Origin of the sequence: Schleiferia thermophila (assembly GCF_003337435.1) — a bacterium.
Lineage (GTDB): Bacteria > Bacteroidota > Bacteroidia > Flavobacteriales > Schleiferiaceae > Schleiferia > Schleiferia thermophila.
Window position 1 is genome coordinate 1,112,645 of sequence record NZ_QPJS01000001.1, and the last position, 21,768, is coordinate 1,134,412.

Sequence of the window (21,768 nt, forward strand, 5' to 3'; positions counted from 1 at the left end):
ATTTGTTTTATTTGTTATTAATTAATTGAACCACTTTTTATACCACAACTGAAACACCATAAGTCTCCACAATACCTGTGGATATCTTAATTGATTATTTTTAAATTGCTTTTTCAGATTTTCAAGATACAAGGAATCAAAAATTCCTTGTTTTTCGATACTTTTCTGATTTAAAAAGTCTTCGAAAAGATAGGATAAGTCACTTCGGAGCCATTTATAAATGGGTAGGTCGAATCCTGTTTTCGGTCTATCCATCATCTCTTTTGGCAGATATTTGTAAACGATTTCTCTCAACGGTCTTTTACTTTCGACACCATTATGCTTAAATTCAAATGGTAATGTGGCCGCAAACTCCATCAATGTATGATCTAAGAATGGTTCTCTGCCTTCCAATGAAAAAGCCATCGTAGCTCTATCTACTTTGACAAGAAGCATATTTGTTAAAATATCTTCAACACCAAAAATAAATAGGTCATCGAGTTGATCTTTTAAATCGGGAAATGAAAACTCGGGAGGGTCAATTTTTGCTGGAATTTTTAATAGATTATTGATTATTTCGGATGGAAGGCTGTTTTGATTAATGTGCATGAAATAAAGTTTTTTTCGCTCCGGTGCCAAAAGCACTGATCCTATAGCAATAAGCTTTTTATTGAGATGACTAAATCTGCCTTTGAAAAAATGTGAAGCTGCTTTTGTCACCACTCCAGCAACTAACTTTACAGGTATTCTATTTAGGATATGCAAATATTCCGGAGTTGTTTTGAATCCTTCATATCCGGCGAACAACTCATCGCCCCCATCGGCTGAAAGAGCAACCTTCACTTCTTTAGCAGCCAGCTTGCTGACTAGCATGGTGGGAATACAAGAAATGTCTGCAATGGGATCGTCATAATATGTTGGCAATTCCGGGATCAAATCCAATGCATCTTTCTGCCGACAGTCATAACTCGTATGATCAGTGCCTAAATACTTGGCTATTTTTTCAGCATCCTTGGACTCATCTACTCCATCCGAAAATCCAATTGTAAAAGTTTTTATCTTTTCTGTTCGATCTTTTTGAAGCATGGTAGTTACCAGCGTACTATCAAACCCTCCACTCAAAAATACTCCTACGGGTACATCAGAAACCATTCTTAACTCACAGGCTTCTTTTACTAATCGCTCGGTTTCCTCTACTGCCTCAAAAAACGAACCTTTAAACTTTTCTTTTTCAAATAAATTCCCGTAAGACCAGAAATTTTTAATTTGAATTGTTAAGTTTTCTAAGTCCACGATTGTCCAAGCACCGGCCTGAGCTTTTACTACATTTTTGATTAAAGTTTTATTATTTGTTACATAACCGTAATTGATAAATGTTAAAAGGCTATCGGTATCTATCTCTTTTTTGAAGGTTTTGGTAAGAAAAAAAACTTTTAATTCTGAACCGAACAAAAATTGTTGTTCGTCCTTAAACCAATACAAGGGTTTTACACCTAATCTGTCTCTGCAGAGATATAGCCTCGAGTCTATAGAATCAAAGATCGCAAAGGCCCACATTCCCTTAAACTTATCAACACAATCTAAACCCCATTCTTCAAAACTTTTAAGTACAACTTCCGTGTCAGACTCTGACGCAAATGAATATCCCTTTTCAAGAAGTTCAGATCTTATTGACCGAAAATTGTAAATCTCGCCATTAAAAACAATCGTTAGATGGTCAGAGGAAATTGGTTGTTTACCTGACTCTGACAAGTCAATTATAGACAATCTTACATGGCCAAGACCTAAACTTCCTATCTTAGATTTTTTAAAGAAATAACCAGAACTGTCAGGGCCTCGATGTTTTAATCCTTCATTGTAAAGTAAAAGCTGATCGACGTCCAAGAATCCCTTTCTATGAAAAAAACCACTTATTCCGCACATTTAGCTAATTAATCATTTTACTCAATTCATCAGAACTTAAAAATTCGACATCCGGGTAAGATTCAACAATTTTCTGCAATAGTTTATTGAATTTTTCAAGATTTTGATCTCTGACAGATGGAATCAATCCCCCTACAAAATTTATTCTATGCATCCCAATAATTGCTGGAATATTAAACAAAAAAGCAATTTGGACCTTTCGGAGAGTCTGATTGATCCAATCGAACTTTTCTGAATAAGAAGGTTCAAAAAATGCATTCCTCACCAGGTACCTCATCCCTGTCTTCGGGTTTAGCATGCCTGTATATCTAAAAGTTCTTTGATATCTGTCTATTCCCGGAGAGAGCTGAAACATGGTAGTTTGAATGGCTGTAACACCTTTATTTCTCATTAGGTACTCAAGGTCTGAATCCCAAACATGTCTGGGGGCAACTACAGTCTCTGACTTCCTTTTAAAATTATTTTCAAAAATTTCTAACCCCTCGGAAATGCTTTCTTCTATTATCTTTTTTTGATAAATATCTGAATACTCAAAAGCTGCCATCAAATTTTTTCTATGAAGCCCCGCTCTTGGTATGTCAATTCCATAACATCCCAACTCAAAAGCATCTGAGAAAAACTTATTACCCTCTCTTAATTCTTTTAACCAAAAGCAAAAATTAATGTGTTCTCTGCCATGAAATTGGGGCACAAAATATCCATTTCTGATGAGCTCTTGAATCTTTGACCAAACCAAAGTATGACCATCTCTTCTCTCATAAGTTTTAGTGAATTCTTCAAAAAAATACTGTTGATAATTATGTTGTTTTATCTTCTCGAAATCAGGATTACCTAAAATAAAGTTGGCAGTAATCTTAACTTTTTTCCCAAATTGCTTTTCAAAATTTTCCAATTGGTTATGTAATAATTCCAAGTCTTCTAATCTCTCTAAGGTATCATATTTGGAATGTGGGTTAGTTCCTACATCAATTCCCTTTTCTTCAAGTATTTTACGTACAGATAAATTCGGTATGCGTTCACTTCCCCAGTCATCGGATTCTATAATAACGATCTTCTTTTTAAATTTTCGGCTTCTAAAAAGAGATTCAGCATATTTAATTTTGTCATACAAACTCATTTCAAGGAATGCACTATATCATTAGTGGATAGAAATTCTACTTCAGGCCATTTGTGAACTATTTTCGAAAGAAGCATGTTCAATGCTCTTAATCCCTTATTTCTATTGCTCACATCTAACCTACCAATAAATGAAACCCTGTGATTGGATATAATTGCTGGTTGACCAACAGAAAAAGCACGTTCGATATCATACAAACATCTGGAAACTCCATTATCTGTTTCTGAAATATTGGGTTCAAACATGGCATTTCGAACCAAGACTTTAAGCCCTGATTTTTTCTTCCTTCCCAAATAATTGACTTGCCATTTTTCCGATCCATCAGGCATGGGGACTTTGAATATTCTTCCAACGTCTAACCATTTGATTCCTTTTTGGAATAAACTTATCTCAATCGATGGACTATAAAACATAGCAGGCGGAGTAAAAGTAGTACTTTTGTATCCAAATAGTTGTTCGAAAATATCTAAACCTGAATAGATTATCTCTTTTTGTACTTCCAGATCATTTTTGTCCAAAACATCAAATGCAGCCGATAAATCTCTGTTTCTGTAAGTATGAAGTAAATCACAAGAGGGAATAAAAAAAAATTCGTTTTCAAAGTATTTTCTGGCAGGGCTATTTTCAATGCTCAACTCTCTCATCCACCAATTTACTTGTACATGTTCTCTACCATGGGATTGAGGGATGAAAATTTTATTACGAATCCCTTCTTGCACCAGCCTCATCACTCGATCAGAATCAGGATACCTTTGATAGGTCCGATCTATTGTTTCAAAAAAATATTCCTTAAATGCAGAATCTTGAATGCGTGTAAAATCAGGATTTGCTACATTGGTAACTGCTGTAATTACAGGATGATTCCCATATTGATCTTTGTATTTAGTCAATACTTCAAAAAGCATCTCCAAGTCATCATTGGTTTCCAGCGAATCGTATTGATCAAACCTATTGGTAATCTTCAAACCCTTTTTTATTAATGCTTTTTGGTCTTCCTTGGATCGAATGCGTACCGAACCCCAATCGTCCGACTTAAAAACCACTATTTTGCGCTTTGTTCGTACTTCTGACAGGTGATCAAGTACCCATAAAATGATCATTTTTATATTGTCGATCACCTTTAGATTATTTTAAGTACCTATTTTAAAAAAATCATATATGAATTTGCACGGGCACGGTTCAGCCTAAGAAAAATCAAAATTTTTTAGTTAAATTTTACATGTTAAACTCAAAATATATTAGTAACTTTAAAAAACCGATTTTATAAATTCAATCAAAGGTATTTGATCATCCATTACTAGAGCAAATAAAGGATTGCCTACAAACAACAATGGTCCATAATAATCCATTCCTGTTCTGAAAGCAAAAATCAAATAAAATGTAAGAGGTAAATACGTGATTTGTTTGGCCCATTGCACCTTAAATCTGAACACAGTAAACTCAGCTATTAGAAAGATAAAAACCATACAGAAAATAAAATTCGACAGCACTAAAAATCTGCCTCCGGAGGGTACAAGACCAGCGATTTTAGCAAATCCACCGATAAATAATCCTAATAAAAATAGATTTTTTATTTTGGGTAAATTTTTTGACCACTTATCATAAAAGGCAAATGCTAAAATGGTCCAGAGATATAACACAAATTTTTGGCAGTAATCGGCAAAACGCACATGCCATGACAATTCTTCAATGGATGCTCTCATCTGTTCGGCATATTGTTCATTTGTATATCCCCGCACCCTCGGCTGAAAGGTCTCAGGCAAAAATCCCAATACTTCCCTTAAGCCTTCGTAATTTATTTCGTTTACAAATGAAGTAGATACAAAAAAAACAAATAAGATGGTGGCATTTTTGGGGATGAAGGCATAAGCTATCAACAATGCAACCGGGAACAGGAAGGAAAAATGAACTAAAATAGATGCCGCTGCCCAGAGATATCCCTTTTTATTCTGATTTAAGTAAATATGTAAAACGCCGTATAGAAAAATATGAGTAGCCGTCCACATCCTTGCTCCGTTGATGTTCCAGATGGGATTGGTCAACGCTAGTGCCAGAACAAACAAAAAAAGCAAGGGGGAAAACCGTATTTGCTTGCTGTTCAGAACCATCCATAGGTTTTGCACGTAAAAGAAACCAAAGACAGCAGCAAATAGGGCAAAAAGGACTTTGGGATTATTTGTAAAAGATGCGACTATCCAGGTAAGTAGCGGCTGGTAAATGTCCACATACCCAACCTCAGAATAGATCAGCTCTACAAGAGCTGAAAAAGAAAAGGATTCTCGGTGCAGTTCTTTTAGCTGTAGTGCATAGCGAGCTGAATCAGCAGACCCAACATAATTCTCAGCTACGATGAAAACTAATCCAAAGTAAATGCAAAACAGCCAGAAAATGGTTTTTGATTGCGGGATACGATACCGACGAAGAGACCGCACAAAAACAGCAAAAGGCCAAATGAGAAACATGACAAGGTGGCCTAAAGAAATTCGCGGCAACTTGGCTGAATTGTAGGGCTTATTTAGATGCATCAGCTAAACTGAGAAATTTTCTACATACGTTTTCAATTCGATAATTTTCCAGACATTCAACTTTTAGAGATTTTCTATAGTTACCATTTAAAAATTCTACTACTGCTTCTTTATCCAAGTTACCAGTTTCAATATTTAAAATGGGTTTGTTAATAATTCCATAATCAATCAGTTTGCTAGGAGTTTGTACGGTTCCTTTATTGGAAAAATTAACTACGAATTGAAATCCAGAAATAGTATAGAGAAATTCAAGACGGTCTTTCGGATTATGAATTAAAATACGAGGATCATTTTGAATGTATGGTAGGATATATTGAGGTGTATGTGTATACACGTGAAATTCAAACCGCCTTTCCACTGGTAATTGTACTAAAAACTGAATAAACTCTTTGGGATCCCTCCTTCCGGGAATAAATCCACCACCATAACCGAAGCGTACAATCCCATCCATTATCTCAGGTCTTTTTCTAACTTCTTCAAATTTAAATCCCTGAGGAATGATTTGAATTTTGGAATGAAATTCAGGAAAATAACCTTTAATAGAATTCAAAGTAGGCACTGTTATATAAGTTGCCTTCCTCATAAACCATTTTTCAATCCATCGGAAGTAAAATGGAGGCCTAAATGTATCATTTTCCTGCAAGCAATACGGATCTCCACAATCCGCTACCCAAACTTTTGCAACTTTTCTATGACTTTTGGACCAGACTGACGCCACGCCCCAATGAATGGGATAAGGCACCGCAATGGAAATTAACAAATCGTACTGATCATTTTCTTTTTTTAGCGCCTTTCGAACTTTGAAAAAAATTTCCATATTAGGATATTCAAATAAAAGAGGAAGCAATCGGTTTACAGCTTTGTTGTATAGTCTTCCTAATATTCCAAAAGATTTAAAATTAAAAATTTTCCAACGTAATGTTCCTAAACTTTTAAAATTGATTGGGTACTCTGTTAAGAATGACTCGAGACCTTTTTTTTCAGGAGCCATTAATGTAACCTCATGTCCCTGTCGATAAAATTCTTTAGCCAGTTCGGTAGCCCGAAAAGATCTTGGACTTAAATCCGGGTAAAAATTATGTGTTATGATTAATATTTTTATTTTTTTATACATAATAATTTGAATAATCTCTCAGTTTTATTAAAACATTCACAATTCGTTCTGCAGTTTTACCATCCCATAATTCCGGAATTTTCCCCTTTTTCCATTCACCTCGTTTTAGTATTTCAAGTGCTGCTTTTATTGCTTTAGGATTTGATCCTACTAATTCATTGGTACCGATTTCTACTGTTTCAGGCCTTTCCGTAGTATCTCGTAGGGTTATACAAGGAATACCCATCACCGTTGTTTCTTCTGTAATGCCTCCCGAATCCGTAATGACTGCCTTTGCGTGTTTGACAAGATAATTGAAGGACAGATAACCCAGAGGCTCTACAGTATATAGATTTGGATAACTAATACCTAGTTCTGAATAAACCTTAAAAGTTCTGGGATGCATTGGAAATATTACCGGTAAGCCGTCAATATTTGTTACTATTTCATGTATCATACTCTTTAGCTTTTGGGCATCATCCACATTGGCAGGGCGGTGTAAAGTCAGCACAAAATATTGGCCTGGTTGTAAATTAAATATTTCCCAAAAAGGAGGAGGATAAAACCGGTGCTGATTAGCCATTAATGTATCAATCATCACATTGCCTACTAAAAATATTCTTTTTTCATCAATTCCCGATTTTAATAGGTTTTGGTTTGCCCATGTGGTAGTGGTAAAAAAATAGTCTGTAATACTATCCGTTACGATTCTATTGATCTCCTCTGGCATACTCATATCTCCGGATCGAATCCCAGCTTCTACATGAGCTACTTTTGTATTTAATTTTTTTGCGACTATGCTGCATGCCAATGTGCTGTTCACATCCCCAACTACAATGACTAAATCAGCCGGATGAGCAATCAACTCCTTTTCAAAAGCCACCATAATAGCAGCAGTTTGCTCAGCTTGCGTGCCGCCTCCACATCCCAGATTTACATCAGGCTCAGGTATGTTGAGCTCCCGAAAAAACGTTTCGCTCATTTTTTCATCATAGTGCTGCCCGGTATGTACCAGACGATACTTTATAAAACTCCACTTATCTTGACCACTTTTAATTTTTAATTTCTCATTTTTAATTTTTATTGCATGAATAATTGGAGCTATTTTCATAAAATTCGGGCGGGCACCGGCAACTAAAGAAATGTTCATAATTATTATTTAAAGTAAATTATAGATTTCAACAAGTCTATTTGTCACATTTCTTGAATCATGTATATCTTCAACAAATTGTCTCGATTTTTTTCCTATTTCAATTAGTAAGTGTTTGTTGTCAACAAGAAATTTTAAAACCTCATAAATAGTAGAAGGATTGGCATTTATAATTGGAATGGATTTGCCATAATCAATATATTTGAAATATGATTCTCGAATAAAACAAATAGTCGGACGTCCATGGGCCATTGCTTCAATTGAAGCTGTTCCGTACCAACCGCCAAGGATTTGATCCACAAAAATATCGCATTCTATGTACTTTTTTTTTAGCTCATTATGAGTAACATTTTCAACTAATAGCATTTTGATTGGATAACCCTCATTTATTAATTTATCGATAGCATTTATAATAAATAAGGATCCCTTATTACCCCGGCTTGTAGGCGCATGCATTATGACAATATCTTCTGAAGGGATAGCTTTCGGTGAATATTTGTATTCTGACAAATCAATAGCTAATGGAAGTACCTCTGATCCTGGAACAAACTCAGAAAGGTAAGGGGCACAAACCAACTTCTTATCTAAATATTTCGATTCTGATCTTAATCTAGCTAATTTTTTTTTGTCACTTTTTTTTGCTTCTTCAGGTGTTTTATAAAACATCACATTTGTGATTTCGTATTTTTTTATAGAATATTCATAAAGTTGAACATCATAACCCAAATATTCCATAATTACTTTTTTACCAAAAAACTTATAAAAAGGCAAATCCAATTGCCAAGGCAATAACGTTGTCCCATAATAGAAATGAAAAATATCATATTTAAAAAAACATTTTATACGGAATAAATAATTCCATGTATGTTTTATAACTTTTTGAATAAAGTTACCACCGTGTTTGAGTTCTACATCTGTTACTCTTTTAAATGCATCAGGATAGGTTACTGATATGGCGTCATATCCCATTTTTCTTAATTCTCTGGCAAATAGACCTGACTGTGTGCCATAATTTACTAAACCATGAAAAATTTTGGATTTACGGTTTCGCATGTGTGCTATTAAAATTAGACTAATTCTGGGAATGCTTTGTCAATATTGACTTTAATTCTAGCCGTTTATCCAATTCTTTAAACGAAAACCAAGCAGAAATCAGAATAAGCAGCAATCCTATACTATAGGAATAGGGGCTACCCAAAAGTTTTACTACCATAAAGCCAGTAAATGCCAAAGCCAGTTGTGGTACGAATATTTTATAAAAAGCAGGGGTAAACGAAAAATCATATTTTAATCTGGCCACAAGAAATACTTGGATCAAATAAAACATGTAAGTTAATAGAAATGAAATCCCCAATCCGCTCAATCCCCAGAAATAGTAACCCCAAATATTTAAAGCCAGCATATATACATTGGTAGCAAGTTCGTTCCAGAAAAAAAGTTTACTTGCCCCTTTTGCCAAAAAAATAAAGGCAACAGCCCAGGAAGCAGCCTTGAAAAACATACCCAAAGCAGCATATAGTATCATGTCGTTAACCGGTAAAAATTTGGTTGAGTAAAGCACTATCACGACCCAATTGATAAAAACCAGGAAAACTATAATAATTGGAGCTAAGATTAATAAGGCAATTTCGGCTTGCTGATTGATGACTTCTTTACTTTCTTCGTTGCTATGTGCTACTGCTGACAGGCGAGGATAATAATCAGTGCTCATGGCAGTAAAAACCAGTCCTACATAAGTGTTGATTACAGCAAAGCCGGCATTGTAAAGTCCCACTTGATCCACACCACCGGTATTGCTGATATAAATCCTCACAATATATGATGCTGCTATTGTAATCAAGCCGCTAAGGCTGATCATAAAGCCCAATTTCAACATATCCTTCCCCTCTGCAATGGTACGGGCTATTGATACATAAATTGGTTTTAAACCGAGTTTTTGAGCAAAGTACCAGGAAATCATTAATGATGTGACCGATGAAATGATAATAGCAGGCACTATGCCCTTAATCCCATATATGTAATAGAGAGGAATGGTGGTAAAAAGTCCCAACACACTGCCAATCATTCCGGATTTGGCCATATAACCTATCTGACGCATGCCGCGCAACAATACTCCCTGTCCACTACTGATTTGGTCAATGAGTAAAGTTACTGAAATGAGAATAAAGGCATAGGTATATTCCCTATTTCCAAAAGTAATTTGACTAAGCCAAGGAGATAAGACGAGTGTACTTATTGCTCCCAGGATGCCGGTAATCCATACAAGCCTCCTGAAAACAGTCACCACAATAGATACACGAATGGAGTTGCCTGTGCTATGTGCCGCAGAAATATCTTTTACAGCACTGGTTGACAACCCAAAGTTTGTCAAACCTGCGATTAAACCGGTTGTCGATTGTAACAATCCGGCGATGCCCATTCCAGATGGTCCCAATAGAATGGCAATAAACTTTGACCTGATGATCCCAATTATTATTTGAAACACCTGTACTCCTCCAAAAATGGAGGTGGCTTTCATAATTTGCCTATAGGCAACTTTATTTTCCTGCACTAAAGAATTGGTTGACTGCACTCACCACAATATTTTGCTCTTCAAGTGTCATTCCCGGCCATATGGGTAAACTTATGCAAGTATCAGCTATTTGCTCTGTAATTGGATAATGACCTCTCGTAAACCCTAGTAAACTATATGCCGTCTGAAGATGTGGAGGAATTGGATAATGAATAAGAGTTTGAATCCCCTTCTCATTCAAGTATTTTTGTAGCTGATCCCTCTGAAAAAGTCGAATTACAAACAAGTGCCACACATGGCTTAGGGTTGCATCAGATTCGAAAAAATCAGGGTGTTTCGGAAGGATAATTTCTGGATTTTTGATGTTTTCACAATAATACCGAGCAATCTCTCGCCTTTGTTGGTTTTCCTGGTCGATGTACTTTAGTTTAATGTCCAAAAAAGCAGCCTGAATTTCATCCAGTCGGCTGTTCAGCCCTTGGTAATCGTTTATGTACTTCTTCCGACTGCCGTAGTTTGCCAATGCCCGCACGACATCGGCCAGTTGATCATCGTTGGTGGTTACAGCTCCAGCGTCGCCCAGTGCTCCTAAGTTTTTGCCAGGATAGAACGACAGTCCTGCAGCATCTCCAAGGGAGCCCGTTTTTCTGCCATTCCACACTGCACCAATGGCTTGAGCATTGTCTTCGATGATTTTCAGATTGTATTTCTTTACCAAGGTCTCAAGCCTTTCACTCCAGCACACCTGACCATAAAGGTGTACCACCATAATGGCCTTGGTTTTTTCGGTAATGTGCTGTTCAACAAGGTCGATATCCAGGTTGTAGGTATGAATATCCGGCTCGACCAAAACCGGTTTTAAACGATTGTCGGTAATGGCAAGGATGGAGGCAATGTAGGTATTGGCAGGCACAATCACTTCATCTCCCTCATTTAAAATGCCCAATTCGTTCCAAGCCCTCAAAATCAATCGAAGCGCATCCAATCCATTGGCCACACCGATGGCGTGTTTTACACCGATATAAGTAGCAAGATTGCTTTCAAATTGTTTTACCTTCTCACCCATCAAATACCAACCGGAGTCGATTACCTCGGCAGCTGCTTCTTTCAGCTGTTGAGCGTATTGGGCATTTATGTCTTTTAAGGGTAAAAATGATATCATTCCTCTTGATTTTTTAACCATTCATCATATCCGATTCCTTGCCATGGCATCCCCCGGTCGAAGTGATAAGGCCAGGGATAATGTCTTTTGCCCTTTGAGTTAAACAGAGGCATTTTACTTAGTTTTCCTAATACTTTTGCTGGATTACCTTGGATTAAGGAATCATCTTCGAATGTCCCCCCGGCTACAGAGTTGGCAGCTACCATGCTATGGTTTCCGATTCGAACTCCAGGCAATAAGATAGCACCCGTTAATATCTGTGTATAATTGCCTACATAAGGTCCTTTTAAATCCTCCGAAGGTGGCGTTGAATCATTTGTAAAAACAACAAAAGGATAAACGAATACAAAGTCACCCGTTTCAGAATTCTGACCAATATTGACAAAACTGTGAAATCTATTGTAATTTCCAAGTTTTACATAACCTTGTATATCGGTGTAAGACCCAAAGGAACAATGCTCGCCAGCGATGGTATATTCCCTTACCGTTACTCTGTGCCCAGTGTTTAGGTGTGCTGCAAGCTTTGATCCTGCATAAATAATAGTATGACTTCTGATCAATGAATTGTTACCAATATATGTAACGGGATTTTCATATTTTTCATCCCAATAATATGAATGTAGCGGCTCACCAATAACACAGTGATTTGCGATAATTACATTGTCACCTATTATTACGTTATCGTATATGATGGTATGATCACCGATTTTGACATTTTTTCCTATTTGAGCATTAGGCGATATCCTGATATTCTCCTTATTAAATTTCATACGGTTTTAAATTGTACCTGAATCTACAAAAATATTTTGTCCGGTTATTGAGCTTGCCTCCTGCGTACATAAAAAATAAACCATTGAAGCAACTGAACTTTTTTCTGTAGGAATTTTTAATGAAGTTCTTTGATAAATTCTGTTCTTTTGGTCTGGTGTAAGGGACGAACTCATCTCAGTCTCCATAAATCCTGCTACTAAGCAATTACTTCTGATCTTTCTCTCCCCCCACTCCCGAGCCGTATTTTTTGAAAAGGCTTCTAAGGCTCCTTTTGTGGATGCATACATGGCTAGCCCCTTATATCCTGTATGAACACTTATCGAGGATAGGTGTACTATTGATCCCATTACATTGTGAAGGAGCATATTTCTGAGCACAAACTTTGTCAACATTATTGGAGAAAATACGTTAACCTTGTACATATGTATGAGCGGATCAAGTTGTACATTGGTAATGATATCATCGTAGGCTACTGCAGCGTTATTTACATAAGCATTGAGCGCTTCTTTGTCTATTAATTCATTAAAAAACTGTTTTAAATTATCTGTATCTGCGAGGTCATAGCTTTTCCAACTAAATCTATCTTCATAAGACTTTTGTAGCCTTATAATTTCTTCTGTTTTTGTCCGACTGATACCGAATACTTTCCAATTGTTATCAAGGAATTTTGTACACAATTCAATGCCCAAACCTTTGGATACTCCAGTGATCAAAACAGTTTTACCTTCATTTTCCATACTTAATTTATTAAGATTGGGATTTTAATTTTCCTGATCTGGTTACATCTAATTTTTCGACCATCCGAATTACCCTGGGTATTTTATATTCTTGTAAATGGTCTTTTAAAATCTTCCTGATTTCAGATTCAGTGCATTTTTTATCTTTTAATAATATAACATCAGCACAAATGATATTTCCAATAATACTATTTTGTTTAGAATATACTTTCGCATTTTTAATTACATCTATATTTCGGAGAACTTCTTCAACCTCAAGTAAATTCACTTTATACCCTCCCACATTTACAAAATCAGATGTTCTTCCCATTATTTTAAAATTCAAGGGATCATGTTGAATGATCTCAACTCGATCACCCGTATAATACCATTCTTCCACATCCAGATCAACCATACCCAGCAAACTGCGATGTACTACAATTTCATTATCGACAATTTTTATTTTATTCTTGTACTTTTCTGGTATTGAAAAATTCTCTCCATCATGGGTAATCAGAATTGTTCCAAACTCTGTAGTTGCATAGGTGTTTTTTATTTTCGCATTTACAAAGCACTTCGATAAATTTTCAATGAGCTTCTTGTCAGATTTTTCACCACCTAATGTAATTCTTTTTATTGTTTGGTTTACTCTATTTTCAAAAGGTTGCAATAGCCTGTAAAAAGTAGGGGTCGCCGAAATATGAGTTATTTTATATTTATTTATTGCATCAAACACTAGTTCCCTCTCCACATCGAATAAGTTTATCAATGTGTTTTTATTAAAAAGCGCTTGAAAATACACCTGTAATCCTGCAATGTGTGTAATATTGTAAGCAAAACCCCACACATCCTTACTATGTTTTTCATTGATGACTAATCCTTTGCCTATTGACTCATAATTATGAGTTACTTTCTTAGGTAAACCGGTAGTACCAGAAGTAAAAAGAGTGATCGACCAATTTCTTCTGCTTTTTATTTTTTCAATTAAATCTTCTTTATTTAAAATCCAAGGTATTTCTACATCTTCCGCTTTATTTAAAAGTATAACATCATCCCCCAAAATTCTTTCTATCTCTTCTTTCTTGAAGGTATAATCGACCAAAGTAACGTTCTTATTTGCCAGGACAGCAACGATGATGTTATGGAGGTATTGGTATAAATTTTCAAAAATACCGATAGGATAGTATCGATTGTTTTTATTGATTTCTTCTACAAGTCCTTCCCAAGAGTAATGTTGATTATTCTTTACATCTATCAAAAACATGTCTTCACTTTAGTGCATTAAGTTTATTTACAATTTCCCCCACCGTATTAACAATTCCTTCTTCAAAAATATCGATGCCATACTCCGATTCGATTCGAACAGTCAATTCGGCTAAATCCAGTGAATCTAAACCCAAATCCGATCTTAAATGAGTGTTTTCGGTGAGTTGAGAAACTTCGCTTCTTCCTCTGTTTCTGAGCACTACATTGAAAATTTCTAAAAGTTTGCTTTCCATTTATTGAAATTTATAAGATTTAAAAAGTTCATATTCTCGTATATAATCTTCTTCATCATATACTTCCGAAGCCAAAACCAGACAAATTGCTCCGGAAGAGAAGCTTTTTTCTTTTGCCCAAATTCCTGGCGGAATATGCAATCCATAATAGGGTCGATTTATTAAAACAGTTTTTTTTAGCATACCATCATCTAGCTCTACTTCAAAACTTCCACTCACTGCTACTAAGATCTGATGACATTTTTTATGGGCGTGCCCACCTCGATCTTCTCCTCCAGGTATGTCATAGATGTAGAAGATTCTTTTTATTTCAAAAGGAACCTCTTTTAAATTTGTAATTGGAGTAATATTACCAGCTCTGTTTTGAATTTTTGGAAATTCTATTAAACTACAATTGAAAACTGTAACTTTATACATTTTTTTTAGATTTCAAAAAGTCTAAATAATCTCTTATATAATCATTTTCATCAAATTCTGTTGAACTCAAAACAATTGCAACTGAGTTTGTGGAAAAGTTTTGCATTTGCCTCCAATAACCCGCCGGAATATAAAGGCCATAGTACGATCTGTTGAGCGAAAAGGTTTGTTTTATCGTTCCATCATCTACCACTACATCGAAGCTTCCCGAAAGTGCTACGATAAACTCCTGCTGTTTTTTAAATGCATGTCCCCCGCGCACTTGTCCACCCGGTACATCATAGATCCAGTACACCCGCTCAATTTTAAAGGGAATATGTTTAAATTCCTCGATAAAAGAAAGATTTCCTCTTGGGTCCTCAAATTTGGGAAGATTTATTATTTCGGGCTTCTTCATTCTAAATTTTTCTTAAATATTCACCATACGAACTTTTGCCTTGAGCTTTGATGTGCTCTTCCAGCTTTTCTCGGTCGATATATCTCATTTTGTATGCAATCTCTTCTAAACAAGCTATTTTAAGTCCGGTGCGTTTTTCCACAGCTTTCACAAACTCGGTGGCCTCGCTCATGGCTTCATGGGTGCCGGTATCCAGCCAGGCATAACCGCGGCTTAGGATTTGTAGTTTGAGTTGTTTGCGATTAAGGTACTCCTGATTCACAGAGGTGATCTCCAGTTCGCCACGGGCAGAGGGTTTTACATTTTTGGCTATCTCAACCACCGAATTGGGATAAAAGTATAAGCCCACTACGGCATAATTGCTTTTCGGCGCTTTGGGTTTTTCCTCAATGCTCAACACATTGCCTTCATCATCTATTTCGGCCACGCCATAGCGCTCAGGGTCGTCCACATAGTATCCAAAGACAACGGCTTTGTGCTCGTTTTCTACGATAGCTACACTTTTTGCCAAAAGCTGCTGAAGTCCTGCACCGTAGAAGATGTTATCCCCCAAAACCAGGCATACATTATCGTTTCCAATAAATTCTTCACCTAGGATAAAGGCCTGGGCAAGTCCATCGGGGCTGGGTTGTACTTTATAATTGAACCGGAGTCCAAGTTGGCTGCCGTCGCCAAAGAGCTTTTCAAAATTGGGTAGGTCGTGAGGCGTGGAGATGATCAGAATGTCGCGTATTCCGGCAAGCATGAGCACCGATAGCGGGTAGTAGATCATGGGTTTGTCATAGACAGGCAAGAGCTGTTTGGATACTACCTTGGTGACGGGATGGAGACGGGTGCCGGCGCCTCCGGCAAGGATAATGCCTTTCATGGGTGATTCGTGGTTCGTGATTGGTGATTGGTGATAAGGGTTGGATTAGTTGTACAGTGTTTCACAGTGTCTGGCATAGTGCTACACGATGGATATTATTCATTCCAGACGACTCGTTTCACGTAATCGGTGTAGCTCAGGATGATACGAACGACTTTTTCACTTACATTCGGCATGCCATAGTCGCTAACCAAGCGGAAGTTTCTTTCGTTTCCTGTTCTTTGATATTGCAATTGAATCAATCCCTGTAATATGCGCTCCGGATTTAAACCTACCATCATCACACTGGCTTCTTCCATGGCTTCGGGGCGTTCATGTGCTTCGCGAATATTGAGGGCCCGAAAATTTAAGATGGAGGACTCTTCCGAAATGGTTCCCGAATCGGATAAAACAGCAAATGCATGGATTTGTAAAGCATTGTAATCAGAAAATCCCAGTGGCTTTAAAAATTGTATTAATGGGTTGAGTTTTAAATTCTTCCCTTTGACTTCCTCTATTCTCTTTCTGGTGCGAGGATGAGTAGAAACAATAACCGGATATTGATATTTTTCAGCGATTTTATTTAAGGCTTCCAGCAATGAAAAGAAATTCCGGTCATTGTTGATATTTTCTTCTCTGTGTGCCGAAACCACAAAATATTTTTCTTTTTCGAGTCCTAATCGATTTAAAACATCACTGGACAATATTTTGGGCATATAATAATGTAGGACTTCGTACATAGGGCTGCCCGTTTTAATGACCCGGTCGGCAGGCAGGCCTTCCCGCAGTAAATATTCACGGGCTATGCTGCTGTAAGTAAGGTTAATATCGGCTATATGATCCACGATTTTGCGATTGGTTTCTTCAGGAACACGCTGGTCAAAACAGCGATTTCCTGCCTCCATATGAAAAATGGGTATGTGGCGTTTTTTGGCCGGAATTGCGCAAAGACAGGAATTTGTATCGCCCAGGACTAAAAAAGCATCTGGCTTTTCTTTTTCAAGAATGGGATCAATATTGATTAAAATCTGGCCAATCGTTGCAGAAGGAGTTTCTCCAGCAGCATTTAAAAAATAGTCAGGTTTACGTATTTCCAAATCTTCATAGAATATCTGGTTAAGTTCATAATCGTAATTTTGACCTGTATGAACCGTAAGATGCTCAATGGCTTCAGATGAATCGAGCGCAGCCATCACCCGGGAAAGGCGAATGATTTCTGGGCGTGTACCGACGACGGTAAGGACTTTAAGTTTTTTCATTGGCTGAATTTTGTTTCTCGCTGATTTCGCAGATTAGATTTCCCGCTGATTTACGCTGATGAAGAATCTGCGGGGATCTGCGAGAACCTTTCATTAAACTTTTTCAAAAAAGGTATCAGGATCTTCGGGATTGTAATGCTCGTTGATCCAGAAAATGGTGTACAGGTCTTCATCGCCGGTATTGGTGATATTGTGGGTGTACCAGATGGGCATATCGACATAACCAGGATTATTTCCATCCAGAAAAAATTGATAAACTTTATCCGTACCAATTCGCCTGAGTTGAATTCTAGCTTTTCCTTTAATTACTGAGAAACGCTCAATTTTTCTAGTATGAAAATGATTGCCTCTGGTAATTCCAGGTTTTGTTGTTGAAAATGAGGTTTGTCCAGAGATTTCACTTCTCGAAAGTTCTACAAATATTCCTCGTTCATCCAATTTTACATTATATTTTCTGGGGAAATAATTGTCAAGATTCATATAACATCTGTAAGTGTTAAACAATTGAAGCTCAAAGGAATTTTTGATTTTTGGAATTATCCCGTTTTCTTGATAGGATTCCCTGAAGTACAACAATAAATTTAAAATGCCGGATACTCTCACCTCAGCTGTATGAGGGATTATTTTGTAGTGCGTGGTATCTTTATTGTTTATTAATTCAATTATCTCATTAACAAGTTCACCTACATAAATAAGCTTTAAGGGTACATCATTTTCAAGGATAGGTTGATCATATCTAGAAATTTGATGACAAAAAGTAGCGACTACAGAATTATAAAAAGGTTTTCCAAAAGGACCAAAAACATTTGGGATAATTAGTCCTGAAAATCTCGCATTATTATTTTTAGCCCATTCGGACAAAAGCATTCTACTTTCTTTTTTTGAATTTCAATAAACATTACCTCTTTCTTCCTGCAGGGAGGAGGAAATAAGCACATGAGGCTTAGAATTTGTTTTTTCTAATGCATTGATTAGTTTTTGTACCAATCCAAGGTTTACATTATATATTTCACGATCTGAATGGTGTCTGTTTAATCCTGCTAGATGAACAATAACATCACAACTTGACACAAATTGTTCCAATTGATCAGAATTTTCAAAAAATTCTCTATTAAACTCAACAATATTAAATTCTTTATTAAGTTTTATGGTTTGATATAAATGATACCCTATAAAGCCACTGCTACCAGTAATACCTATATTAATCATCGCACTTGTTTACCATGGTAATTCTTCAATAGTTTTTCTATAATCATCTGATTTGGATTGCTCCAAAGTAAAATTGGAAAAAATCAACAATGTGGAATCTTCACCATCAGACATAAATCCATTATAAAAACCTCCTGGAATTTCCAATACTTCTGATTTTTTATCCGTTAACCAATATTCTTCTTTCTTTCCTGTATTCATTTCAACGCATTTAACTAAAAAATCACCTTTTGCTGCAAAAAACCATTTTGTCTCCCGCCTGTGGCCTTGCCAGGCTCTTATGAAATTTTTTCTAGGTTGAACTGAATACATTCGAACTACTTTGTCCAATGTAAACCCATTTACAAATCGAACTATTCCTCTGAAATCAGTATATACTTCTCCCTTTATAATTTTCATTGATATAATATCTCTTCTATTTTCTCATTAAAAAATTCTTTTCGAATTATAGATAAACTCAGAAGTATATTTTTTATTTCATTTATATCTAGTATCTTTGTGTTATGTGAATTGTAATCTTCTACTTTGGATATATCAGGATTTCCCTCGGAGAAGTACATTGCATAGTTTAAATCTCTGTTATCGGCCGGAATTCTGTAAAAGTTTCCCATATCCTCATCCCTAATCATTTCTTCTCGTGTGCACAATGTCTCATACAATTTTTCGCCGTGACGGGTACCGATAATCTTAATTTCATTGTCGGAGTTAGCAAGTTCCCTAATTGCGATGGCTAGATCTCCTATTCTGGCAGAGGGTGCCTTATTTACAAATAAATCACCGGAATTACCAAACTCAAAGGCAAAAAGCACTAAATCTACAGCATCTTCAAGACTCATAAGAAATCTTGTCATATTGGGATCTGTGACTGTTATCGGTTGCCCGTTTTTTATTTGTTGAATAAAATGAGGAATCACTGAACCACGAGAGGCCATTACATTCCCATATCTGGTCAAACAAACTGTCGTTGAATTTGTGTTTCGCGCTGCAGCAATTGCTACTTTTTCCATTAATGCCTTAGAAATACCCATAGCATTGATCGGATAAGCAGCTTTATCTGTACTTAAGCAAATTACTTTTTTAACATTAAATTTTATAGCCGATTCTATAACGTTTTGTGTACCAAAAACATTGGTCTTTGTAGCTTCAATAGGAAAAAATTCACATGATGGTACTTGCTTTAATGCTGCTGCATGAAAGACGTAGTCAACTCCATCCATGGCTCTGTTAATGGAGTCAATGTCGCGTACGTCACCCAGGTAAAATTTAACTTTTGGATTATTCAGTTGAGTGCGAATATCACGTTGCTTTTTCTCATCTCGTGAAAAGATTCTGATTTCAGAAAAGTGATTTGTATGAAGAAATCTTTTTAAAACAGCTGAGCCAAAAGAACCTGTACCTCCGGTTATCAATAAGGTAGCATTCTGAATCATGTCTTTAAATTTAATTTTTTCACTTCCCCATTCACCAATTCATACCAATCACCACTCTCAGGACATTGTGCGCGATTATTGGTATCAAAATGCAATCTATGGCCGAATTCACTCATCCATCCAATCTGGCGGGCAGGATTACCTACTACTAGAGCATATGCTTTCACCGGTTTGGTCACCACTGCTCCAGCTCCAATAAAAGCAAACTGTCCAATTTCAATACCACACACAATAGTAGCATTTGCTCCGATGGTAGCACCTTTTCCCACATGAGTGCACAGATATTGATCGCGTCGGTTGATTGCCGAACGTGGATTGATTACATTGGTAAACACCATGCTGGGACCTAGAAACACATCATCCTCACAGATCACTCCGGTATAGATGCTTACGTTATTTTGCACTTTAACGTTATTACCAAGGACTACTTCAGGACTGACTACTACATTTTGCCCAAGGTTGCAGTTTTTGCCGATTTTACACCCGGTCATGATATGCGAGAAATGCCAGATTTTGGTTCCATCCCCAATTTCACACCCCGGGTCAATCACAGCAGTTGGATGCGCAAAATACATGAAAAATTTGAATGTTTTTCCTAATCAAAGGAACTTTTTTACTAGAAATATTTTTAATTTCAAGAAATTATCCTGTTCGTCGCGACAATATTCTTTCTATAAAAATCAACTGTTTTTTTAAGTCCTTTGAGCAAATCGGCATCAGGTTGATATTGACCTTGCGAAATGGCTCTGTTTACATCTGCCAACGAATAGAGGATATCGCCTTTTCTCATGGGTCCATGCACTGCATCTACGGTGGTACCAGTTATGGATTTGATCATTGACCACAGGGTATTTAGATCAGTAGTTTGTCCACACGCTACATTCCAGATATAGTGTCGGCCAGATCGCAAATCCACCTGCAGGGCATTGGTATTAATTTGAACTACATTGCTCACCGGGGTGAAGTCTCGGGTGATGGTACCATCGCCATTTATGGTTGGTGGTGTGTTGGTCAAAGCAGCTTTTATAAACAGTGGTACCACAGCTGCATATGGGCCATTGGGATCCTGTTTGGGCCCAAATACGTTAAAGTATCGCAGGCCAACCAAGGTAATACCGTAATTGCGCGCATATGCCTCTGCATAGAGTTCGTTGGCCATTTTGGTGGCTGCATAAGGAGACAATACCTTCCCTACTCTGTCCTCTACTTTAGGCGATTCTTCAAGATCACCATACACCGACGATGAAGAAGCATATACTACTCGCATTACACCCCTGCGACGTGCGGCCTCCAATACATTTAGAAAACCGTTGACATTCACATCGTGAGAAGTAATTGGGTCTTCGATGCTGCGGGGTACACTGCCCAGGGCAGCCTGGTGACAAATGGCATCAACCCCCTCTGTGGCACGGTAACAAGTATCAAAATCGCGTATATCACCCTCTATAAAGGTAAATTTGGGATGCCGCAAATATTCTTCAATGTTTTTAAGGTAACCTGTTGCAAGGTTGTCCATTCCAACAATGTGGGAAATACGAGGGTTTTCTATCAGAGCCTCCAGAATATTTGAACCAATAAAACCTGCACAACCGGTAAGTAATGTTTTCATTAATTGTAAATTTTTTACGCGTAAATTTTTATGTTAAACTAAAAAATAGAAAGGATTTTTTTACCCAGATGTAAAATATATGTTAGGTAAATGCATTTATCCCCTCAAAAAAAATATTTTGTCATTCAAGGTTATAACTGTATCTAAAATTTG

The 21,768-nt window shown here is 36.8% G+C and carries 23 protein-coding genes; all 23 read right to left on the minus strand.

The window, feature by feature from the left end; genetic code table 11:
• Nucleotides 1–21: 21 nt before the first annotated feature.
• The gene (gene asnB / locus DES35_RS04770) at nucleotides 22–1,902 is read right to left on the minus strand and encodes an asparagine synthase (glutamine-hydrolyzing) (protein WP_114365949.1); all 1,881 of its coding nucleotides are present in this window, start codon (nucleotides 1,900–1,902) and stop codon (nucleotides 22–24) included.
• A gap of 4 nt (nucleotides 1,903–1,906) precedes the next feature.
• The gene (locus DES35_RS04775; RefSeq protein WP_211306535.1) at nucleotides 1,907–3,013 is read right to left on the minus strand and encodes a hypothetical protein; all 1,107 of its coding nucleotides are present in this window, start codon (nucleotides 3,011–3,013) and stop codon (nucleotides 1,907–1,909) included.
• Between the two features lie 2 nt (nucleotides 3,014–3,015).
• Nucleotides 3,016–4,137 (minus strand): polysaccharide deacetylase family protein, encoded by a 1,122-nt coding sequence (locus tag DES35_RS04780; RefSeq protein WP_114365951.1) that lies wholly within the window; start codon nucleotides 4,135–4,137, stop codon nucleotides 3,016–3,018.
• A gap of 129 nt (nucleotides 4,138–4,266) precedes the next feature.
• Nucleotides 4,267–5,544, minus strand: coding sequence for an EpsG family protein (locus tag DES35_RS04785; RefSeq protein WP_114365952.1), 1,278 nt, complete (start codon nucleotides 5,542–5,544; stop codon nucleotides 4,267–4,269).
• A complete protein-coding gene (locus DES35_RS04790; protein ID WP_114365953.1) occupies nucleotides 5,531–6,658 on the minus strand; it encodes a glycosyltransferase in 1,128 nt (375 codons plus the stop codon). The genes DES35_RS04785 and DES35_RS04790 overlap by 14 nt, the downstream gene beginning before the upstream one ends.
• The gene (wecB, locus tag DES35_RS04795) at nucleotides 6,651–7,787 is read right to left on the minus strand and encodes a non-hydrolyzing UDP-N-acetylglucosamine 2-epimerase (protein ID WP_185714342.1); all 1,137 of its coding nucleotides are present in this window, start codon (nucleotides 7,785–7,787) and stop codon (nucleotides 6,651–6,653) included. Before wecB (DES35_RS04795) ends, DES35_RS04790 begins: the two co-directional genes overlap by 8 nt.
• A 9-nt stretch (nucleotides 7,788–7,796) precedes the next feature.
• Nucleotides 7,797–8,840, minus strand: coding sequence for a glycosyltransferase family protein (locus DES35_RS04800; RefSeq protein WP_114365955.1), 1,044 nt, complete (start codon nucleotides 8,838–8,840; stop codon nucleotides 7,797–7,799).
• A 19-nt stretch (nucleotides 8,841–8,859) separates the two neighbouring features.
• A complete protein-coding gene (locus DES35_RS04805) occupies nucleotides 8,860–10,305 on the minus strand; it encodes an O-antigen translocase (RefSeq protein WP_211306536.1) in 1,446 nt (481 codons plus the stop codon).
• Between the two features lie 19 nt (nucleotides 10,306–10,324).
• Nucleotides 10,325–11,461, minus strand: coding sequence for a DegT/DnrJ/EryC1/StrS family aminotransferase (locus DES35_RS04810; RefSeq protein WP_114365957.1), 1,137 nt, complete (start codon nucleotides 11,459–11,461; stop codon nucleotides 10,325–10,327).
• Complete coding sequence (locus DES35_RS04815) at nucleotides 11,458–12,231, minus strand: LbetaH domain-containing protein (RefSeq protein ID WP_037356750.1); 774 nt, start codon at nucleotides 12,229–12,231, stop codon at nucleotides 11,458–11,460. The genes DES35_RS04810 and DES35_RS04815 overlap by 4 nt, the downstream gene beginning before the upstream one ends.
• 6 nt (nucleotides 12,232–12,237) lie before the next feature.
• The gene (locus tag DES35_RS04820) at nucleotides 12,238–12,969 is read right to left on the minus strand and encodes an SDR family oxidoreductase (RefSeq protein ID WP_114365958.1); all 732 of its coding nucleotides are present in this window, start codon (nucleotides 12,967–12,969) and stop codon (nucleotides 12,238–12,240) included.
• A 10-nt stretch (nucleotides 12,970–12,979) separates the two neighbouring features.
• The gene (locus tag DES35_RS04825) at nucleotides 12,980–14,212 is read right to left on the minus strand and encodes an AMP-binding protein (protein ID WP_114365959.1); all 1,233 of its coding nucleotides are present in this window, start codon (nucleotides 14,210–14,212) and stop codon (nucleotides 12,980–12,982) included.
• Nucleotides 14,213–14,216: 4 nt separating this feature from the next.
• On the minus strand, nucleotides 14,217–14,447 hold the full coding sequence (locus DES35_RS04830) for an acyl carrier protein (RefSeq protein WP_037356759.1): 231 nt from the start codon (nucleotides 14,445–14,447) through the stop codon (nucleotides 14,217–14,219).
• The gene (locus DES35_RS04835; protein WP_114365960.1) at nucleotides 14,448–14,864 is read right to left on the minus strand and encodes a sugar 3,4-ketoisomerase; all 417 of its coding nucleotides are present in this window, start codon (nucleotides 14,862–14,864) and stop codon (nucleotides 14,448–14,450) included.
• On the minus strand, nucleotides 14,857–15,261 hold the full coding sequence (locus DES35_RS04840) for a sugar 3,4-ketoisomerase (protein ID WP_114365961.1): 405 nt from the start codon (nucleotides 15,259–15,261) through the stop codon (nucleotides 14,857–14,859). Before DES35_RS04840 ends, DES35_RS04835 begins: the two co-directional genes overlap by 8 nt.
• Before the next feature lies 1 nt (nucleotide 15,262).
• Nucleotides 15,263–16,129, minus strand: coding sequence for a glucose-1-phosphate thymidylyltransferase RfbA (gene rfbA, locus DES35_RS04845; protein ID WP_114365962.1), 867 nt, complete (start codon nucleotides 16,127–16,129; stop codon nucleotides 15,263–15,265).
• 95 nt (nucleotides 16,130–16,224) lie between these two features.
• Nucleotides 16,225–17,367, minus strand: a complete 1,143-nt coding sequence (gene wecB, locus DES35_RS04850; RefSeq protein WP_114365963.1) for a non-hydrolyzing UDP-N-acetylglucosamine 2-epimerase — start codon at nucleotides 17,365–17,367, stop codon at nucleotides 16,225–16,227.
• A gap of 93 nt (nucleotides 17,368–17,460) precedes the next feature.
• A complete protein-coding gene (locus tag DES35_RS04855; RefSeq protein ID WP_307718904.1) occupies nucleotides 17,461–18,234 on the minus strand; it encodes a polysaccharide biosynthesis C-terminal domain-containing protein in 774 nt (257 codons plus the stop codon).
• 21 nt (nucleotides 18,235–18,255) lie between these two features.
• Nucleotides 18,256–18,576, minus strand: coding sequence for an NAD-dependent epimerase/dehydratase family protein (locus DES35_RS11750; RefSeq protein WP_307718903.1), 321 nt, complete (start codon nucleotides 18,574–18,576; stop codon nucleotides 18,256–18,258).
• Between the two features lie 9 nt (nucleotides 18,577–18,585).
• Entirely contained in the window at nucleotides 18,586–18,975 is a 390-nt protein-coding gene (locus tag DES35_RS04860) for a hypothetical protein (RefSeq protein ID WP_114365964.1), read from the minus strand.
• Nucleotides 18,972–20,006 (minus strand): polysaccharide biosynthesis protein, encoded by a 1,035-nt coding sequence (locus DES35_RS04865; protein ID WP_114365965.1) that lies wholly within the window; start codon nucleotides 20,004–20,006, stop codon nucleotides 18,972–18,974. Before DES35_RS04865 ends, DES35_RS04860 begins: the two co-directional genes overlap by 4 nt.
• The gene (locus DES35_RS04870) at nucleotides 20,003–20,581 is read right to left on the minus strand and encodes an acyltransferase (protein ID WP_114365966.1); all 579 of its coding nucleotides are present in this window, start codon (nucleotides 20,579–20,581) and stop codon (nucleotides 20,003–20,005) included. Before DES35_RS04870 ends, DES35_RS04865 begins: the two co-directional genes overlap by 4 nt.
• Nucleotides 20,582–20,640: 59 nt before the next feature.
• A complete protein-coding gene (locus DES35_RS04875) occupies nucleotides 20,641–21,615 on the minus strand; it encodes an NAD-dependent epimerase/dehydratase family protein (RefSeq protein ID WP_114365967.1) in 975 nt (324 codons plus the stop codon).
• Between the last annotated feature and the right edge of the window lie 153 nt (nucleotides 21,616–21,768).

Excerpts from the sequence above, each read along its gene's own strand:
- DES35_RS04865 (WP_114365965.1), bottom strand. The coding sequence starts at position 20,006 with ATGATTCAGAATGCTACCTTATTGATAACCGGAGGTACAGGTTCTTTT.
- DES35_RS04820 (WP_114365958.1), bottom strand. The coding sequence starts at position 12,969 with ATGGAAAATGAAGGTAAAACTGTTTTGATCACTGGAGTATCCAAAGGT.
- DES35_RS04815 (WP_037356750.1), bottom strand. The coding sequence starts at position 12,231 with ATGAAATTTAATAAGGAGAATATCAGGATATCGCCTAATGCTCAAATA.
- rfbA (WP_114365962.1), bottom strand. The coding sequence starts at position 16,129 with ATGAAAGGCATTATCCTTGCCGGAGGCGCCGGCACCCGTCTCCATCCC.
- DES35_RS04875 (WP_114365967.1), bottom strand. The coding sequence starts at position 21,615 with ATGAAAACATTACTTACCGGTTGTGCAGGTTTTATTGGTTCAAATATT.
- DES35_RS04790 (WP_114365953.1), bottom strand. The coding sequence starts at position 6,658 with ATGTATAAAAAAATAAAAATATTAATCATAACACATAATTTTTACCCG.
- DES35_RS04860 (WP_114365964.1), bottom strand. The coding sequence starts at position 18,975 with ATGAAAATTATAAAGGGAGAAGTATATACTGATTTCAGAGGAATAGTT.
- DES35_RS04830 (WP_037356759.1), bottom strand. The coding sequence starts at position 14,447 with ATGGAAAGCAAACTTTTAGAAATTTTCAATGTAGTGCTCAGAAACAGA.
- DES35_RS04835 (WP_114365960.1), bottom strand. The coding sequence starts at position 14,864 with ATGTATAAAGTTACAGTTTTCAATTGTAGTTTAATAGAATTTCCAAAA.
- DES35_RS04840 (WP_114365961.1), bottom strand. The coding sequence starts at position 15,261 with ATGAAGAAGCCCGAAATAATAAATCTTCCCAAATTTGAGGACCCAAGA.
- asnB (WP_114365949.1), bottom strand. The coding sequence starts at position 1,902 with ATGTGCGGAATAAGTGGTTTTTTTCATAGAAAGGGATTCTTGGACGTC.
- DES35_RS04870 (WP_114365966.1), bottom strand. The coding sequence starts at position 20,581 with ATGTATTTTGCGCATCCAACTGCTGTGATTGACCCGGGGTGTGAAATT.
- DES35_RS04825 (WP_114365959.1), bottom strand. The coding sequence starts at position 14,212 with ATGTTTTTGATAGATGTAAAGAATAATCAACATTACTCTTGGGAAGGA.
- DES35_RS04855 (WP_307718904.1), bottom strand. The coding sequence starts at position 18,234 with ATGCTTTTGTCCGAATGGGCTAAAAATAATAATGCGAGATTTTCAGGA.
- DES35_RS04785 (WP_114365952.1), bottom strand. The coding sequence starts at position 5,544 with ATGCATCTAAATAAGCCCTACAATTCAGCCAAGTTGCCGCGAATTTCT.
- wecB (WP_114365963.1), bottom strand. The coding sequence starts at position 17,367 with ATGAAAAAACTTAAAGTCCTTACCGTCGTCGGTACACGCCCAGAAATC.
- DES35_RS04810 (WP_114365957.1), bottom strand. The coding sequence starts at position 11,461 with ATGATATCATTTTTACCCTTAAAAGACATAAATGCCCAATACGCTCAA.
- DES35_RS04805 (WP_211306536.1), bottom strand. The coding sequence starts at position 10,305 with ATGAAAGCCACCTCCATTTTTGGAGGAGTACAGGTGTTTCAAATAATA.
- wecB (WP_185714342.1), bottom strand. The coding sequence starts at position 7,787 with ATGAACATTTCTTTAGTTGCCGGTGCCCGCCCGAATTTTATGAAAATA.
- DES35_RS04800 (WP_114365955.1), bottom strand. The coding sequence starts at position 8,840 with ATGCGAAACCGTAAATCCAAAATTTTTCATGGTTTAGTAAATTATGGC.
- DES35_RS11750 (WP_307718903.1), bottom strand. The coding sequence starts at position 18,576 with ATGATTAATATAGGTATTACTGGTAGCAGTGGCTTTATAGGGTATCAT.